General features: G+C 72.3%; 19 protein-coding genes. 16 read left to right on the top strand and 3 right to left on the bottom strand.

Going from position 1 to position 15,532, the window contains the following annotated elements:
* Nucleotides 1-60: 60 nt before the first annotated feature.
* The 4 genes from AC5JJ1_RS01720 (at nt 61) to AC5JJ1_RS01735 (ending at nt 3,091) form a co-directional block, all read left to right on the top strand.
* Nucleotides 61-1,089, top strand: coding sequence for an ABC transporter substrate-binding protein (locus AC5JJ1_RS01720; protein WP_495783371.1), 1,029 nt, complete (start codon nt 61-63; stop codon nt 1,087-1,089).
* A gap of 113 nt (nt 1,090-1,202) precedes the next feature.
* Entirely contained in the window at nt 1,203-1,448 is a 246-nt protein-coding gene (locus AC5JJ1_RS01725; RefSeq protein ID WP_495783372.1) for a hypothetical protein, read from the top strand.
* Between the two features lie 126 nt (nt 1,449-1,574).
* Entirely contained in the window at nt 1,575-2,312 is a 738-nt protein-coding gene (locus tag AC5JJ1_RS01730; RefSeq protein ID WP_495783373.1) for an ABC transporter ATP-binding protein, read from the top strand.
* Nucleotides 2,309-3,091 carry an ABC transporter permease gene (locus AC5JJ1_RS01735; RefSeq protein ID WP_495783374.1) on the top strand — a complete coding sequence of 261 codons (783 nt, stop codon included), beginning with the start codon at nt 2,309-2,311 and terminating at the stop codon, nt 3,089-3,091. Before AC5JJ1_RS01730 ends, AC5JJ1_RS01735 begins: the two co-directional genes overlap by 4 nt.
* Here the strand turns inward: AC5JJ1_RS01735 and AC5JJ1_RS01740 are convergent.
* Together AC5JJ1_RS01740 and AC5JJ1_RS01745 are read right to left on the bottom strand one after the other, a co-directional pair.
* Nucleotides 3,088-3,549: a CYTH domain-containing protein gene (locus AC5JJ1_RS01740; protein WP_495783375.1), complete on the bottom strand. Its 462-nt coding sequence runs from the start codon at nt 3,547-3,549 to the stop codon at nt 3,088-3,090. The two genes, AC5JJ1_RS01735 and AC5JJ1_RS01740, sit on opposite strands and share 4 nt — an antisense overlap.
* 49 nt (nt 3,550-3,598) lie before the next feature.
* Nucleotides 3,599-4,117, bottom strand: a complete 519-nt coding sequence (locus tag AC5JJ1_RS01745) for a BON domain-containing protein (protein WP_495783376.1) — start codon at nt 4,115-4,117, stop codon at nt 3,599-3,601.
* Nucleotides 4,118-4,195: 78 nt separating this feature from the next.
* Between AC5JJ1_RS01745 and fdhD the strand changes: the two genes are divergently transcribed.
* The 10 genes from fdhD to AC5JJ1_RS01795 all read left to right on the top strand — a co-directional run bounded on the left by fdhD (nt 4,196) and on the right by AC5JJ1_RS01795 (nt 12,214).
* Nucleotides 4,196-5,068: a formate dehydrogenase accessory sulfurtransferase FdhD gene (gene fdhD, locus AC5JJ1_RS01750; RefSeq protein ID WP_495783377.1), complete on the top strand. Its 873-nt coding sequence runs from the start codon at nt 4,196-4,198 to the stop codon at nt 5,066-5,068.
* Entirely contained in the window at nt 5,061-5,717 is a 657-nt protein-coding gene (mobA, locus tag AC5JJ1_RS01755) for a molybdenum cofactor guanylyltransferase MobA (protein WP_495783378.1), read from the top strand. The genes fdhD and mobA overlap by 8 nt, the downstream gene beginning before the upstream one ends.
* Nucleotides 5,714-5,839, top strand: a complete 126-nt coding sequence (locus AC5JJ1_RS01760; protein WP_495783379.1) for a hypothetical protein — start codon at nt 5,714-5,716, stop codon at nt 5,837-5,839. Before mobA ends, AC5JJ1_RS01760 begins: the two co-directional genes overlap by 4 nt.
* A gap of 53 nt (nt 5,840-5,892) precedes the next feature.
* Complete coding sequence (locus AC5JJ1_RS01765) at nt 5,893-6,321, top strand: GFA family protein (protein ID WP_495783380.1); 429 nt, start codon at nt 5,893-5,895, stop codon at nt 6,319-6,321.
* Nucleotides 6,322-6,421: 100 nt separating this feature from the next.
* Complete coding sequence (locus AC5JJ1_RS01770) at nt 6,422-8,047, top strand: ATP-binding protein (protein ID WP_495783381.1); 1,626 nt, start codon at nt 6,422-6,424, stop codon at nt 8,045-8,047.
* Between the two features lie 75 nt (nt 8,048-8,122).
* Entirely contained in the window at nt 8,123-8,908 is a 786-nt protein-coding gene (locus AC5JJ1_RS01775; RefSeq protein ID WP_495783382.1) for a RibD family protein, read from the top strand.
* Between the two features lie 20 nt (nt 8,909-8,928).
* Nucleotides 8,929-9,876: a zinc-dependent alcohol dehydrogenase gene (locus tag AC5JJ1_RS01780; protein ID WP_495783383.1), complete on the top strand. Its 948-nt coding sequence runs from the start codon at nt 8,929-8,931 to the stop codon at nt 9,874-9,876.
* A gap of 6 nt (nt 9,877-9,882) precedes the next feature.
* Nucleotides 9,883-10,284, top strand: a complete 402-nt coding sequence (locus AC5JJ1_RS01785) for a 6-pyruvoyl trahydropterin synthase family protein (protein WP_495783384.1) — start codon at nt 9,883-9,885, stop codon at nt 10,282-10,284.
* Nucleotides 10,281-11,315 (top strand): glycosyltransferase family 4 protein, encoded by a 1,035-nt coding sequence (locus AC5JJ1_RS01790; RefSeq protein WP_495783385.1) that lies wholly within the window; start codon nt 10,281-10,283, stop codon nt 11,313-11,315. The genes AC5JJ1_RS01785 and AC5JJ1_RS01790 overlap by 4 nt, the downstream gene beginning before the upstream one ends.
* Nucleotides 11,312-12,214, top strand: coding sequence for a class I SAM-dependent methyltransferase (locus AC5JJ1_RS01795; protein WP_495783386.1), 903 nt, complete (start codon nt 11,312-11,314; stop codon nt 12,212-12,214). Before AC5JJ1_RS01790 ends, AC5JJ1_RS01795 begins: the two co-directional genes overlap by 4 nt.
* A gap of 65 nt (nt 12,215-12,279) precedes the next feature.
* Here AC5JJ1_RS01795 and AC5JJ1_RS01800 read toward each other — a convergent pair whose 3' ends face one another.
* Nucleotides 12,280-13,230 (bottom strand): class I SAM-dependent methyltransferase, encoded by a 951-nt coding sequence (locus tag AC5JJ1_RS01800; protein WP_495783387.1) that lies wholly within the window; start codon nt 13,228-13,230, stop codon nt 12,280-12,282.
* A 332-nt stretch (nt 13,231-13,562) separates the two neighbouring features.
* On the opposite strand from AC5JJ1_RS01800, the gene otnK reads away from it, so the two are divergent.
* Complete coding sequence (gene otnK, locus AC5JJ1_RS01805; protein ID WP_495783388.1) at nt 13,563-14,879, top strand: 3-oxo-tetronate kinase; 1,317 nt, start codon at nt 13,563-13,565, stop codon at nt 14,877-14,879.
* Nucleotides 14,876-15,508, top strand: coding sequence for a 3-oxo-tetronate 4-phosphate decarboxylase (gene otnC / locus AC5JJ1_RS01810; protein ID WP_495783389.1), 633 nt, complete (start codon nt 14,876-14,878; stop codon nt 15,506-15,508). Before otnK ends, otnC begins: the two co-directional genes overlap by 4 nt.
* Nucleotides 15,509-15,532: the final 24 nt, after the last annotated feature.

The following is a 15,532-nucleotide window of genomic DNA, read 5'->3' on the forward strand; positions in this document are numbered from 1 at the left end:
GCGGTGGGCAAGATGGGGTGCGGCATGGCATTCTGTTGCGGAACCGAGGGGGAGTGATCCATGACCGCCAACCGCTTCATCGTCTCGCGCCGCGTGGCGCTGGGCCTCGCCACCGGGCCGCTGCTGGTGGCGGCCGGCCCCGTGCGGGCGCAGCCGCGGCTCGACAAGGTGAGCTTCGTCACAAACTGGCGCGCCCAAGCCGAACATGGCGGCTTCTACCAGGCGCAGGCGGCGGGGCTGTACCGGGCGGCGGGGCTCGAAGTGGAGCTGCGCTCGGGCGGGCCGCAGATCAACCCGGCGCAGCTCTTGATCGGCGGGCGCGTCGACATGGCGATGGGCAACGGGCTCGGGGCGCTGGGCTTCGTGCGCGAGGGCATCCCCTTCCTCTGCGTCGCCGCGGTGTTCCAGAAGGACCCGGTGGTGCTGATCGGGCATCCGGGCCAGGGCATCGACGGCTTTTCCTCTCTGAAGGGGCGGCCGGTACTGATCAGCGCGGAACCGCGTGTCACCTGGTGGCCCTATGTGCGGCAGAAATTCGGGCTGAGCGACGAGCAGGTGCGACCCTACACCTTCAGCCTGGCGCCCTTCCTCGCCGACAAGCGGGTGGTGCAGCAGGGCTATCTGGGGAGCGAGCCCTTCTCCATCCGGCAGCAGGGCGTGGAGCCGGTGGTGCTGCTGGTGCATGACAGCGGCTTCCAGGACTACGGCACCACCATCAATGTCGGGGCCAAGACGCTGGCCGAGCGGCGCGAGGTGATCGGGCGCTTCGTCGATGCCAGCATGGCCGGCTGGGACCAGTACCTGAAGGGCAAGGCCGGCGGCTTCGACACGGACGGCGCCAACCGGCTGATCCGCCAGCAGAACCAGGAGATGGGCGAGGACCTCATCGCCTATGGCACCGAGATGATGAACAAGGAGGGCATCGTGCGCTCGGGCGATGCCGCGCGCCTCGGCATCGGGGCGATGACGGAGGCGCGGTGGGGCGCGCTCTACGAGGCGGCGACGCAGGTGGGCGTGGTGCCGCAGGGGATGGAGTGGCGGCGGGCCTTCGATCTCGGGCTGGTCGGGAAGGGCATCGGCCGCGCCTAAAATGCTCAAGGCCGCGCCGCGGAAGTCCCTGGTCCGGCTCGTTTTGCCTTGACAATTCTAGGACTTTAATCCTTTATGCCGGTCCCGGCGCTGGGCCGGCATGGAGGCAGGGCATGCTCATCCGGATCTCGCCGCAATGGCAGATCACCATCCCGACCGCTTTGCGGGGAGCGTTCGGGCGCGCGTCGCAGGCGGAGGTACGCATGGAGCGCGGGGTGATGATGGTGCGGCCGGTCATCGCGCCCTCCGCCGACTGGGTGGAGAGCCAGTTCGCCCCGCAGGGCATCACCAAGGAGGTGCTGTGGGAGGCGATGCGGGTGATCGAGGGGCGGCGGCGGAAGGCGGAGAGCGGGAGTTGATTATCTTCCTATAGTCCGGATGTGCAGCCGGAGGCAAGGGACTTCCGCCGCGGCGGGCGGCCCTTGCCGCCCGCGCCTTCCTCCCTTCATTCTTATCCCGATGCGCTCCCTCCCTTCCCCCTTCGCGTGACGCTCGTCGCCCTCGACGGCGTCGGCAAGCGCTTCGCCAGCGGGACGGAGGCGCTCAGGGGCGTCGACCTCAGGATCGAGGCAGGGGAGTTCCTGTCGCTGCTCGGGCCGTCGGGCTGCGGGAAGTCGACGCTGCTGCGGCTGATCGCCGGGCTCGCCGAGCCGAGCGCGGGGCGGATCGAGCGCCAGGCCTCGCGGCAGGTGGGCTTCGTCTTCCAGGAGGCGACGCTGCTGCCCTGGTCGGATGCCATCACCAATGTGCGGCTGCCGCTGCGGCTCGCCGCCCTGCCGCGGCCGGAGCAGGAGGAGCGGGCGGCGGAGGCGCTGCGCCAGGTCGGGCTCGGCGGGTTCGAGCGGGCCTATCCGCGCGAGCTTTCGGGGGGCATGCGGATGCGCGTCTCCATCGCCCGCGCCCTGGTGACGCGGCCGAGCCTGCTGCTGATGGACGAGCCCTTCGCCGCGCTCGACGAGCTGACGCGGCACCGGCTGAACGACGACCTGCTGGCGCTCTGGGCGAGGAGCGGGGTGACGGTGGTCTTCGTCACCCATTCGGTCTTCGAGAGCGTCTATCTCTCCTCGCGCATCCTCGTCATGGCGGCGCGGCCGGGGCGCGTCGCGGCGGAGGTTCTCGTCGCGGCACCGGCGCCAAGGCCGGAGGGGTTCCGCACCTCGGCCGAGTATGCGGCGCTCTGCCGGCGGACGACCGAGGCGCTGGAGGGGGCGATGCGGGCATGAGGCGCTGGGCGGACTGGCTGGCGCCGAGCCTCGTCGGGCTGCTGGTGCTCGGGGGGTGGGAGGCGGCGGTGCGGCTGCTGGAAGTGCCGGCCTACAAGGTGCCGGGGCCGGTCGCCATCGCGCAGGCCCTGGTCGCCGACTGGCCGCTCTTCCGGTCCTCCATGCTGGTGACGCTGAGGATCGCGCTGCTGGCCCTGCTGCTGGCGGTGACGCTGGGCGGGCTGCTCGCCATCGCCTTCGCGCAGTCGCGTTGGGTGGAGCGGGCCTTCTTTCCCTATGCCGTCGTGCTGCAGGTGACGCCGGTGGTCGCCATCGCGCCGCTGATCCTGATCTGGGTCGACGACGTCACCGTCAGCCTGCTGGTCTGTGCCTGGATCGTCGCCTTCTTCCCCATCCTCTCCAATACCGTGCTCGGGCTGAACAGCGCGGACCGCAACCATGTGGAGCTGTTCCGGCTCTATGGGGCGACGCGATGGCAGACCTTGTGGCTGCTGCGGCTGCCGGGGGCGCTGCCCTTCTTCCTAGCGGGCCTGCGCGTGGCGGGCGGGCTGGCGCTGATTGGGGCCGTCGTCGCCGAGTTCGTCGCGGGGGCGGGCGGGACGGGGTCGGGGCTCGCCTTCCGCATCCTCGAGGCGGGGTACCAGCTGAAGATCCCGCGCATGTTCGCCGCACTTGCGCTGATCTCGGCGCTCGGCATCGCCATCTTCGCGGTGCTGGGGCTGGTGCAGCACCTGCTGCTGCGGCGCTGGCACGAGAGCGCGATGAAGGCCGAAAGCTAGCCGGGCGGGCCCGCGGCGCGGGACAGGGCGGCGTTCTGGTAGCGGGGGTCGTCGGTGACCTCCGCGCCGAGCCAGGCGGGGCGGGCGAAGGGCTCGTCGGGCGAGGCGAGCTCGATCTCCGCGAGGACGAGGCCGGCGAGGTGGCCGGCGAATTCGTCGATCTCCCAGGTGAGGCCGTCGAGCGCGAGGCGGTGGCGGGTCTTGTCGATGACCGGGGGCGGGCAGAGCGTGGCGAGCATCGCCGCCGCATCCTCGGGCGGGATCGGGTACTCGTATTCGGCGCGGGCGAGCAGGCCGGGACCCTTGATCGTCAGGAAGGCCAGCTCGCCGGCCTGGCGGATGCGCACCACCGGCGTGCCCGCATGCAGGTAGCCCTGGCGGAGGCGGGTGCCGGAGCCGGCCTCGGCGCGCCAGGCGCCGGAGGTGACGAGGAATTTGCGTTCGATCTCGGTGCCCATGCCCGCGGTGTTTAGGGCATGGGGGCGGGAACGCTAAGCAGGGTAGCGATCAGGCGGGCGGGATGCGGATCACCATGCCAGGGCCCGGCAGGCTGCCGCCGAGGATCGGGGCATTGGCGTCGAGCAGGCGGCGCTCGTCGCCGCCGAGGTGGCGGGCGGCGAGCGTCGCCAGCGTCTCGCCCGGTTGCATGGTGTGGAAGAGGCTGCGGCCGGGGCCGAAGCGGGTGCCGGTCTCGATCTCGGCCTGGTGGATGGCGGTCTCGGCGGCCTCGGTGCTGGCGGCGCCGGCGGGCAGCTTGGCGAAGGCGCCGAGGCTGTCGAGCAGGCCTGGGGTGTGGGCGGGGGTCAGCTTGTCGACCACGCGGGCGACGCCCTGGAGGTTGCCGATGGCCAGGACCAGGAGCTCCGCGGCCTCACCATCCGGGACCTGGCCTTCGAGGGTGACGGTCTCGCCTTGGCGCGCGATGCGGATGCCCTGGTGCGGCAGGCCGAGGCGGTCGAGATGGGAGTCGATCGCCTCGGGCGCGGCGGGCAGGCCGGCTTCGGTGGGGAAATCGTAGCTGGGCATCGGGCTCTCCTTCGGACCGGCAACGTATGGTGGAAGGGCGGGTTGCGCCGGGGGCCAGGGCCCCTCACCTTCCGGCCCATGGAAACGCCGCTTCTCCTCCAGCCCGATCCTGCCGACCCGCGCCTCACCCGGCGGGTCTCCGGCGTCGACCAGACCGGGGCGCGGGTCGAGGCGAGCGTCACGGTCGAGCGGCCGCTGACGCTGTACCTGAACGGGCAGGAGATCGTCACCATGATGACGATCCTCGACCGGCCGGAGGAACTGGCGCTCGGCTACCTGCTGAACCAGGGGATGCTGCGGCGCGACGATGCGGTCCAGGGCGTCGAGTATGACGAGGATCTCGGCGTCGTCGTGGTGCGGACGGAGCGGCGCACCGACTACGAGGAGAAGCTGAAGAAGAAGACGCTGACGAGCGGCTGCGCGCAGGGCACCGCCTTCGGCGACCTGCTCGAGGATTTCGCGGCGCGCCGGCTGCCGCCCGCCGAGCTGCGGACGAGCTGGCTCTACCGGCTGCTGCACCGGATCAACACGCTGCCGACGCTCTACCTGGAAGCGGGCGCCATCCATGGCTGCGCGCTGTGCGAGCGCGACCGGCCGCTGGTCTATATGGAAGACGTCGGGCGGCACAATGCGGTCGACAAGATCGCGGGCTGGATGTTCCGCGCGGGCTGCGAGCCGGGCGACAAGATCTTCTACACGACGGGTCGGCTCACCTCGGAGATGGTGATCAAGACGGTGCGCATGGGCATCCCCATCCTCGTCTCGCGCAGCGGCTTCACCGCCTGGGGGGTGGAGCTGGCGCGGGAGGCGGGCGTGATGCTGATCGGGCGCTGCAAGGGAAAGCGCTTCACCGCGCTCTCGGGGGAGGAGCGCATCGTCTTCGATGCCGACCTCGCCTATGTCGAGGAGGAGAGCGCGAAGCACTGGCGGAAGAACGGGCGCGATGAGTAGCACTGTCGCGGTGGTGCTGGCGGGCGGGCTGGCGCGGCGGATGGGGGGCGGCGACAAGCCGCTCCGGCTGCTCGGCGGGCGGCCGCTGCTCGACCATGTGCTGGCGCGGGTCGGGCCGCAGGTGGCGCGCATGGTCATCAATGCGAATGGCGATCCGCGGCGCTTCGCGGCCTATGGGCTGCCGGTCGTAGCCGACCCGCTGCCCGATCATCCGGGGCCGCTGGCCGGGGTGCTGGCCGGGCTCGACTGGGCGGCGGCGCAGGCCGGGGTGACGGATGTGCTCTCGGTGCCGGGGGATTGCCCCTTCCTGCCGGAGGACCTGCTGGCGCGGCTGGAGGCGGCGCGGCGGGCGGCGGGGGTGCCGATGGCCTGCGCCGCCTCGGGGGGCTGGACGCATCCGCCGGTGGCCCTTTGGCCGGTCGCGCTGCGCGGCGAGCTGCGGGCGGCGCTGCTGGCCGGGGAGAAGAAGATCGACCGCTGGACGGCGCGCTTCGGCTGCGCGGGCGCGGAATGGCCCGTGGCGCCGGTCGACCCATTCTTCAACGCCAATGCGCCGGAGGACCTCGCGGAGGCGGAGCGGCTCTTGTCTTCTGGCCTCGGCGGACCCATAGGAAACGGCAACGGAACCAGTGCCGGAGATTCGTCGTGAAAGCCTTCCTCGCCGGCGTCCTGGCGGCCGCCGCCATCGCCATCGCCGCCGCCGTCGTGCTGGACACCGAGGTCCAGCAGAGCGCAGCCGACCACTTCCAGACCCAGGGCGTGCGGCTTTAGCCTCTCCTCTCCGGGTGCCGCAGGATGCGGCCTCCGGCATGGGAGGAAGGACAATGAGCGAAACCTATAGCGGGGCCTGCTTCTGCGGCGCCGTCGAGCTGCGGGTGAGCGGGGCGCCGCAGGCCATGGGCTATTGCCATTGCAGCTCCTGCCGGTCCTGGTCGGGCGGGCCGGTGAATGCCTTCACCATCTGGGCGCCGGAGGCGGTCGAGGTGGTGAAGGGGGCGGAGCATGTCGCCACCTTCGCCAAGACGGAGATGAGCCACCGCCAGTATTGCCGGCTCTGCGGCGGGCACTTGATGGCGCAGCACCCGCCGCTCGGCGCCATCGACGTGTTCGCCGCCACCCTGCCGGAGCTGCCCTTCGCGCCGCAGCTGCATGTGAACTATGCCGAGACCGTGCTGCCGATGCGGGACGGGCTGCCGAAGCTGCGCGACTTCCCGAAGGAGTTCGGCGGCTCCGGGGAGGTGATGGCCGAATAGCGGGAGCGGCTTGACGGGCCGGCGGGGCTGCCGACAGAGTATTCGAAACGGCATTGCATCGGCCGGCCCGGGAAGGGCCGCAGCGGAGGACGCAGCGGTCGTGAGCCTCTATGCGCTCGGCGAGGCGGCGCGGCGGCAGCCCGCGATCGGCTATGCGGCGGCCCTGCTCGGGCCGCTGCTCGGCCTCGGCGTGCGGCTCGCGCTGGCGGAGCGGCTGCAGGGCTTTCCCTTCCTCACCTTCTTCCCGGGCATCCTGGCGGCCGCCTTCCTCGGCGGGCGCTGGCCGGGGCTCGCCGCGGTGCTGCTCTCGGGGCTGGCGGCGAACTTCTTCCTGATAGAGCCGAGGCAGACGCTCGCCCTCGGCTCGCCCTCGGGCTGGATGGCGATGACGATCTACTTCGCCATCGCCGGCGGCATGGCGCTGCTGGTCGACCTGGCGATGCGGAGCGGGGCCGCGCTGCGGGCGGCGAATGAGCGGCTGGAGGCGGCGGTCGCCGAGCGGACGCGGGAGCTCACCCTGGTGAATGCCGAGCTGCGCGACGAGATCGCGCGGCGCGACCGCAGCGAGGCGCAGCTCCGCCAGCTGCAGAAGATGGAGGCGATCGGCCAGCTCACGGGCGGCATCGCGCATGACTTCAACAACATGCTGGCGATCGTCATCGGCAGCCTCGACGTCATGAAGCGGCGGCTGGCCGATGGGCGCGGCGATGTGGAGCGCCATGTCGATCATGCGATGGATGGTGCCAGGCGGGCGGCGGTGCTGACGCACCGGCTGCTCGCCTTCGCCCGGCGGCAGCCGCTGGCGCCCGCCGTGGTCGACGCCAATGCGCTGGTCGCCGGGATGGAGGAGCTGCTGCGGCGGACGCTCGGCGCGACCGTCGCCCTCGAATGCGTCCTCGCCGGCGGGCTGTGGCGCTGCCGCGTCGACCGGGGGCAGCTGGAGAATGCGCTGCTCAACCTCGCGGTCAATGCGCGGGACGCGATGCCGGGGGGCGGGCAGCTCACCATCGAGACGCAGAATGCTTGGCTCGACGATGCCTATGCGGCGGCGGCGGATGTGGCGCCGGGGCAGTATGTGCTGGTCGCGGTCGGCGACACCGGCACCGGCATGCCGCCGGAGGTGATCGCCCGCGCCTTCGACCCCTTCTTCACCACCAAGAGCGAGGGGCGCGGCACCGGGCTCGGGCTCAGCCAGGTGCATGGCTTCGTCAAGCAGTCCGGGGGGCATATCCGCATCTATTCGGAGCTCGACCAGGGCACCGTGGTGAAGCTCTACCTGCCGCGGCATCGCGGCGAGGGGCCCGCCCCGGCGCCGGAGGCACTGCCCGCCGAGGCGGTGCCGGGCGGCCGGGAGCTGGTGCTGCTGGTGGAGGACGATGCGGCGGTGCGGCATGTCCATGCCGGCATGCTACGCGAGCTGGGCTATGCCGTGCAGGAGGCGGCGGATGGCGCGGCGGCGCTGGAGCTGCTGGCGGAGCTCGACGGCGTGGCCCTGCTCCTCACCGATGTGGTGATGCCGGGGATGAACGGGCGGGCGCTGGCGGAGCAGGCGCGGGCGATGCGGCCGGGGCTGCGGGTGCTCTACACCACCGGGTACACGCCGAATGCCATCGTGCACAACGGCGTGGTGGATGCGGGTGTCGACCTGCTGACCAAGCCCTTCAGCTTCGACCAGCTCGCGCGGAAGCTGCGGCTGGTGCTGGACAGGCTCGCCGCGGCGCCCTGATGCGGGCAAGGCCGGGGTCAGGATCACCGGTCGCGCTGGCGTGAGGCCGCGGGTTGCGGCATCTTCCCTTCCGCAATGGACGGTCTGCAGGCGATTCCGGAGTGGGAGGGGGTGCTGGCGCGGCGCCACGGCGGCGCCCCGCTTCCCATGGGTGCGCTCGGCGCGCTGTTCGAGCCGCTGCTGGCGCCGCCGCGCGCGGCCGATGGCTGCCTGGTGATCGGGCGGCTGGCGCAGACGCTGGATGGGCGGATCGCCACCGCCTCAGGCTCCTCGCAATGGATCGGCGGTGAGGGGGACATCCTCCACACCCACCGGCTCCGGGCGCTCTGCGACGCCGTGGTGGTGGGGGCGGGCACCGTCCGCCATGACGACCCGCGGCTGACGACGCGGGAATGCGTCGGCCCGGACCCGGTGCGGGTGGTGCTGGATGCGGAGCGCCGGCTCTCCGATGGCTACCGGATCTTCCGCGAGGGGCCGCCGACCCTGCTGCTGGCCGCCGAGGATGCGCCGGGGGGCGAGCGGCTCGGGATCGCCGAGGTGGTCCGCCTGCCGCGCGCCCCGGCACAGGGCGGGCTGAGCATGTCGGCGGTGCTCGCCGCGCTGGCGGCGCGGGGGCTGCGGCGGATCTTCGTCGAGGGCGGCGGGGTCACGGTCAGCCGCTTCCTGGCGGCGGGCTGCCTCGACCGGCTGCATGTGACGGTGGCGCCGGTGCTGCTCGGCTCGGGCATTCCCGCCTTCACCCTGCCGGAGGCGGCGCGCATCGCCGATGGGCTGCGCTTCACCTGGACGGTGCATGCCTTGCCGCCGGACGTGCTGTTCGATATCGCCCTCAACCGGGTGCGGCCGGGGGTGTGTCGGTGAGGGCCAGGGCGTTGTGGTGCGTGGCGCCGGGGGTGGCGGAGTTGCGGGAGGAGACCTTGGCGGCGCCGGGGCCGGACGAGGCGCTGGTCCGGGCGCGGGCGAGCGGGGTCTCGCGCGGGACGGAGCGGCTGGTGCTCGGCGGGCGGGTGCCGCAAAGCCAATGGGGGGCGATGCGGGCGCCGCTGATGGCGGGCGATTTCCCCTTCCCGGTCAAGTATGGCTACGCCGCCGTGGGCGTGGTGGAGGAGGGGCCGGCGGGGCTGCTCGGCCGGCGCGTCTTCTGCCTGCATCCGCATCAGGAGCGCTTCGTCGCGCCGGCGGCGATGTGCATCCCCGTCCCCGATGGCGTGCCGGACCTGCGCGCGGTGCTGGCGGCCAATATGGAGACGGCGCTCAACATCCTCTGGGATGCGCGGCCGGTGCTGGGCGAGCGGGTGCTGGTCGTCGGCGCGGGCGTGGTCGGGCTGCTGGTGGCGGCGCTGCTGGGGCGCATCCCCGGGGTGGAGGCGCTGCTTTGCGACACCGACCCGGCCCGGGCGGGGCTGGCGGCGGCGCTCGGCCTCGGCTTCGCGGCGCCGGAGACGGTGGGCGACGGGTGGGAGCTCGTCATCCATGCCAGCGGGAACCCGGCGGGGCTGCTGCTCGGGATGGAGCGAGCCGGGTTCGAGGGGCGGATCGTGGAGGCGAGCTGGTATGGCGACAAGCCGGTGAGCCTGCCGCTCGGCGAGGCCTTCCATGCGCGGCGGCTGCGGCTGGTCTCGAGCCAGGTGGGGCAGGTGGCGCCGGCGATGCGCGGGCGGCGCACCCATGCGGAGCGGCTGGCGCTGGCCCTTGCCCTGCTCGAGGATGGGCGGCTCGACGCGCTGCTGGCGCCACCGGTGCGCTTCGACGAATTGCCGGCGGCCCTGCCCGGGCTGCTGGAGGGGGAGGCCATCTGGCCCTGCCCGACGATCCTCTATGGTGAGTGACCCGACATGTTCAGCCTGACCGTCTGCGACCACATCATGGTGGCGCACAGCTTCCGCGGGGCGGAATTCGGCCCGGCGCAGCGGCTGCACGGGGCGACCTTCGCGGTGGAGGCGGAGTTCCGCGCCGAGCGGCTCGATGCGCTGCACCTGTTGGTCGATATCGGGCTGGCCAAGGTGGAGCTGCGGCGGGCGCTCGACGGGCTCGACTACCGCAACCTGGATGCGGAGCCGGCCTTCGCCGGGCTGAACACGACGACGGAGTTCCTCTGCCAGCACATCCATGGGCTGCTGGTGGCGGCGCTGAAGGCGGGGAAGCTTGGGCCCCAGGCCGGGAACGTGACGGGGCTCAAGGTGCTGCTGCGCGAGAGCCCAAATGCCTGGGCCGCCTATGAAGGGCCGGTGGCGTGAGCATCGCGCTCCTGGTGCCGGGGCCGTTCGGGACGGTCTCGGGCGGGTACGGCTACGACCGGCGGCTGGTGGAGGGGTTCCGGGCGCTCGGCGAGACGGTCGAGGTAGTGGAGCTGGCAGGGCGACATCCGATGCCCGATGCCACGGCGGAGGCCGCGGCGCGGGCGGCGCTCGGGGCGGTGCCGGAGGGGGCGCGGATCATCGTCGACGGGCTGGGGCTGCCGGCCTTCGCGCCCCTCGCCGAGGCCCTGGTGGCGCGGAGGGCGGTGGGGCTGATCCATCATCCGACGGCGCTGGAGGGCGAGACGGCGCAGCGGGAGGCGCTGCGGGCGATCGAGGCGGCGCTCTTCCCGCGCCTGCCGCGGCTGGTGGCGACCTCGCGGCTGACGGCGGACCGCCTCGTCCGCGACTTCGGCGTGCAGGCCGGGCGGGTCGGGGTGGTCGAGCCGGGGACGGACCCGGCGCCGCGGGCCCGGGGCTCGGGCGGGCCAGGGGTGGCGGTGCTCTCGGTCGGGACGCTGATCCCGCGGAAGGGGCATGACGTGCTGCTCAGGGCGCTCGCCGGCATCCCGGATGTCGACTGGCGCCTCACCATCGTCGGCGCGGCGCGGGATGCGGGGTATGCCGATGGACTGAGGGCGCTCGCCGCGGAGCTGGGGCTCGCGGAGCGGGTCGCCTTCGCCGGCGAGGTGACGGGGGCGGCGCTCGAGTCGCTCTATGACGGGGCGGATGCCTTTGCCCTCGCCTCGCATTGGGAGGGCTACGGGATGGCGGTGGCGGAGGCGCTGGCGCGGGGGCTGCCGGTCTCGGTGACGGCGGGCGGGGCGCTCGGCGACCTCGTGCCGCTGGAGGCGGGGAGCGTCTCGCCGCCGGGGGATGTCGTCTCGCTGGCCAAGGCGCTGCGGCGCGTGCTCTTCGACACCGAGCTGCGCCAGGCGATGGCGGAGGCGGCCTGGGCGGCGGGGCAGCGCCTGCCGCGCTGGGACGACCGGGCGGCGGCCTTCCTCGCCGAGATCGGGCGGGCGGCATGACGGAAGCCTTCGACCTCGACTGGCTCGACCTGCGCGAGCCCTTCGATGCCATGGCGCGCAGCGCGGCGCTGGTCGACCGGCTGCTGGCAAGGCTGCCGGCGCGGCCGCGCTTCCTCGACCTCGGCGCGGGGACGGGGAGCCTGCTGCGCTTCATCGCGCCCCGGCTCGGGCGGGCGCAGGCCTGGACGCTGGTGGATGCCGACCGGGAGCTGCTGGAGGCGGCCTACGACACCATCGCCGACCGGGCGGAGGCCGTCGGCTACACCGTCTCCTTCCCCAACAAGCGGACGCTGCTGGTGCATGCGCCGGGCGGGGCCTGGCGGGTGGAGACCGTGGTCGCCGACCTGGCCGAGGCACCGCGGGGGCTGCCGCTCGCCAATGCGGATGCGGTGGTGTGCTCGGCGCTGGCCGACCTCGTCTCGCGCGGCTGGGTGGAGCGGATGGCGGGGGCGTTGCGGGTGCCCTTCTACGCGGCGCTCTGCGTCGACGGGCGGGACCGCTTCCTGCCGCCGCATCCGGCCGACCACGTGGTGGCGGCGGGGTTCCGGCGCGACCAGGCGCGGGACAAGGGCTTTTCCGGAGCGGCGCTGGGCGCCAGGGCGCCGGGGGTGATCGCGGAGGCCTTCGGGGCTCGGGGGTTCGAGGTCGGGAGCGCGCCGAGCGACTGGGTGGTGCGCGGGCGGGGCGTGGCGCCGATGCCGGGGATGGGCGAGGCGGCGGGGTGGTTCCTCTCCGAGCTGGTCATGGGGCATGCGGAGGCGGCGCGGCGGCAGGACCGGCGGGGCGATCGGCGGATCGAGGCCTGGATGGAGGCGCGGCTCGACCAGGTGGCGGGGCGGAGGCTCGCCGTGCGGATCGGGCACCGGGACGTGCTGGCGCTGCCCAAGGGTCGGGGCTGAGGCGCCGGCTCATCGGCCGGGGCGGGGCTTCCGGCCAGGACGGTTCGTGGACGTCCCTCCGGGCGCTACCGCTTCCTCAGCCAGAGGCCGCCCCCGCAATTCCTCGCAGCCAGCGGCAATGCCTGTTCGACAAGCTCCCTGTGCCGCAGATACATGTAATGATTGAAGTACACGATGTCATAAGCTGGGTTGTTCGTCAGGAAGGCCCGGAGGATGTCGAGCTCGTTCCAGGACCGGTTCTCGCCCAGGACCCACTCCTCCGGGTACTCGAATGGGAAGAACACGTCGTGAAAATGGATGTACACGCCCTTCCTGAGCCGCGGCAGGATATCGAACAGCTCGAAGTTGACGTCTGATCCGCATTTCGAAACATGCGTGCTGTCGATGAAGAGGATGTCGCCGTCGTCGAGTGCATCGACGATCGAAAGGTCGATGTCCTGGACGGGGCTATGGATGACGGAACAGCGCCTGGCGTCCCCGGCCTTCATCAACGACAGGAGAAGATCGGGATAGGGCTCGATGAAGGCCAGGTCGAGCGTGTTGTCCAGGAACAGCTCGTTCACGTCCAGGGTCACGCAGGACGAGTATCCTGAGCCGACCTCGATCATCCGTTTGGGGCGGAGTTCCAGGAGCAGGCACGCCAGCACGATCGCATCGCCATAGGAGAAGGCAGGATTCTCGTAGCGGTACCGGATGCCGTCCCGCTTCTCGGGGGCGAAGGGCAGTCTGCCATAGTGCCGGGCCAGCCGGTGCAGCATCGATATCTGCCCGGCGCCGTTCAGGTCGATCCCGACGGGATCGCGCGTCCGATCGAAGATCCTCGCCTGCCGGCGGCGGACTTCCGCCGTATCGGCGATCGGCGAGTAGAAATGCCCAGCCGGAAACAAGGTCTCGACCCCTGCGGCCGGCGGCTGCGGCGGCCCCGCGAGCCGTTGATGAATGTCCTGGACCATCAGGAATGTCTGGCGGACCTCTCCGCGCATCCGCAGGATCTTGTCGTACCAGCCTGTGGCCATTCGCGGACATCCCCGGCTTCTCAAGCAACCATGCCCCAGCCGTTCTGGCCGCCGCGGAGGCCGATGGCAATGGCTTGCCGGACAAGGACGGGCGGCGGCGGGGCGGTCCTGCCGCGGGGAGACCGGCCGGGACGCCGTGCGGGAACAATGCCGGTGCAAAGCGGGCCCCCATGGGTCATCGGGCCTAGGCCTTGCGGTGCCCGGGCCGGCACCACGGCCGGGCGGGCTCATCCGCCGGACCTGCGGCAGTCGCCTTTCCGCCGGAGAGTTGGCATGGTGCCGCCGGGGCGAGCCTAGCCGTCATGCCGGTCCCATGCTCGAGGAGTGACCCGATGCCTTTGCTGCTCGGCTGCATCGCCGATGATTTCACCGGCGCTACCGACCTCGCCAATACGCTGGTGAAGGGCGGCATGACGGCGGTGCAGGTGATCGGCGTCCCCGACGGGCCGATGCCGGAAGCGGATGCCGTCATTGTCGCGCTGAAGTCGCGGACGGCGCCGGCCGGCGAGGCGGTGGCGGAGAGCCTCGCCGCCTGCGAGGCGCTGCTGCAGGCCGGGGCGCGGCAGGTCTTCTTCAAATACTGCTCGACCTTCGACAGCACCGACGAGGGCAATATCGGCCCGGTCGCGGATGCGCTGGTGCGGCGGCTGGAATGCGGCTTCGCGCTGGCCAACCCGGCCTTCCCGACCAATGGGCGGACGGTCTTCCAGGGGCATCTCTTCGTCGGCGACAAGCTGCTGAGCGAGAGCGGGATGGAGAACCATCCGCTAACGCCGATGCGGGATGCCAACCTGGTCCGCGTGCTGTCGCGCCAGACCGACGGGACGGTGGGGCTGGTGCCCTTCGCCACCGTCGAGCAGGGCGCGGCGGCGATCCGGCGCGCGATGACCGGGCTGAAGGAGGGCGGGCGGCGCTATGCGATCGTCGATGCGGTGACGGATGCGCATCTGCTGGCCATCGGCGAGGCGGCGGCGGGGCAGGCGCTGATCACCGGCGGCTCGGGCGTGGCGATGGGGCTGCCGGCCAATTTCCGCCGCGAGGGGCTGCTCCCGGAGCGCGGCGCGGGGGCCGCCGAGCTGCCGCCGATGCGGGGGCATGCGGCGGTGCTGGCGGGGTCTTGCTCGCGGGCGACGCTCGGGCAGATCGGCTATGCGCGGGACCATGCGCATACGCTGGAGCTCGACGTGCTCGGCAATCCGGATGTCGCGGCCCTGCAGCGCCAGGCGCTGGACTGGGCGGAGGGGAAGCTCGGCGAGGCGCCGGTGGTGATCGCGGCCTCGGCGCCGCCGGACAAGGTGCAGGCGCTGCAGGCGCGGCTCGGGCGGGAGAAGGCCGGGGCGCTGGTGGAGGAGGTGCTGGCGGGCATCGCCGAGGCGCTGGTGGCGCGGGGCGTCGGGCGGCTGGTGGTCGCGGGTGGCGAGACCTCGGGGGCTGTGGTGTCTCGGCTCGGCGTGCGGAGCCTCCGCATCGGGGCGGAGATCGACCCGGGCGTGCCCTGGACCTTCGCCGAGGTCCCTGGCCTGCACCTGGCGCTGAAGTCGGGGAATTTTGGGGCGCGCGACTTCTTCCTGAAGGCGTTCGAGCCGCCCGATGACCAGGGCGCCGAAGGGCGCGGAGGTCTGAATCGGCCGGCTGGAGCTTCGCAATGAACGAGGACGCAATCCGCGAGGCGATCGCGGCGCATGGGCGGCTGCTCTTCGGGCGCGGCTTCTCGGTCGGGTCGGCGGGGAATATCAGCGTCAGGCTGCCGGATGGCGTCCTCATCACGCCGACCAATTCCTGCCTCGGGCGGCTCGATCCCGCGCGGATCAGCAAGCTCGACCGGGAGTACCGCCACGTCTCCGGCGACAAGCCCTCGAAGGAGGTGTTCATGCACCGGGCCTTCCTCGAGGCGCGGCCGGAGGCGGGGGCGGTGGTGCACCTCCATTCGACCCATGCGACGGCGATCGCCTGCCTCGCCGCGCCCGGCCAGCCGGCGCCGATCCCGCCGCTGACGCCCTATTTCGTCATGCGCATCGGGCGGGTGCTGCCGGTCGTGCCCTATTACCGGCCGGGGGATGCGGCGATGGAGCCGGCCATCGCCGAGGCGGCGCGGGGCGCGCGGGCGGTGCTGCTCGCCAATCATGGGCCGGTGGTGAGCGGGAAGACGCTCGACGATGCGGTCTATGCGGCGGAGGAGCTGGAGGAGGCGGCGAAGCTCGCCCTGCTGCTGCGCGGCCAGGACACGCGGGAGCTGACCGAGGCGCAGGTCGAGGATCTGCTCGGGACCTTCGGGTAGACGAGGCGCGCGGCGCCAGAAGGG

This window comes from Belnapia sp. (assembly GCF_059504005.1).

Coding starts and splice junctions, on each gene's coding strand:
- AC5JJ1_RS01785 (WP_495783384.1), top strand. CDS start 9,883: ATGTTCAGCCTGACCGTCTGCGACCACATCATGGTGGCGCACAGCTTC.
- AC5JJ1_RS01735 (WP_495783374.1), top strand. CDS start 2,309: ATGAGGCGCTGGGCGGACTGGCTGGCGCCGAGCCTCGTCGGGCTGCTG.
- AC5JJ1_RS01795 (WP_495783386.1), top strand. CDS start 11,312: ATGACGGAAGCCTTCGACCTCGACTGGCTCGACCTGCGCGAGCCCTTC.
- otnC (WP_495783389.1), top strand. CDS start 14,876: ATGAACGAGGACGCAATCCGCGAGGCGATCGCGGCGCATGGGCGGCTG.
- AC5JJ1_RS01725 (WP_495783372.1), top strand. CDS start 1,203: ATGCTCATCCGGATCTCGCCGCAATGGCAGATCACCATCCCGACCGCT.
- AC5JJ1_RS01740 (WP_495783375.1), bottom strand. CDS start 3,549: ATGGGCACCGAGATCGAACGCAAATTCCTCGTCACCTCCGGCGCCTGG.
- mobA (WP_495783378.1), top strand. CDS start 5,061: ATGAGTAGCACTGTCGCGGTGGTGCTGGCGGGCGGGCTGGCGCGGCGG.
- AC5JJ1_RS01775 (WP_495783382.1), top strand. CDS start 8,123: ATGGACGGTCTGCAGGCGATTCCGGAGTGGGAGGGGGTGCTGGCGCGG.
- otnK (WP_495783388.1), top strand. CDS start 13,563: ATGCCTTTGCTGCTCGGCTGCATCGCCGATGATTTCACCGGCGCTACC.
- AC5JJ1_RS01800 (WP_495783387.1), bottom strand. CDS start 13,230: ATGGCCACAGGCTGGTACGACAAGATCCTGCGGATGCGCGGAGAGGTC.
- AC5JJ1_RS01765 (WP_495783380.1), top strand. CDS start 5,893: ATGAGCGAAACCTATAGCGGGGCCTGCTTCTGCGGCGCCGTCGAGCTG.
- AC5JJ1_RS01720 (WP_495783371.1), top strand. CDS start 61: ATGACCGCCAACCGCTTCATCGTCTCGCGCCGCGTGGCGCTGGGCCTC.
- AC5JJ1_RS01745 (WP_495783376.1), bottom strand. CDS start 4,117: ATGCCCAGCTACGATTTCCCCACCGAAGCCGGCCTGCCCGCCGCGCCC.
- fdhD (WP_495783377.1), top strand. CDS start 4,196: ATGGAAACGCCGCTTCTCCTCCAGCCCGATCCTGCCGACCCGCGCCTC.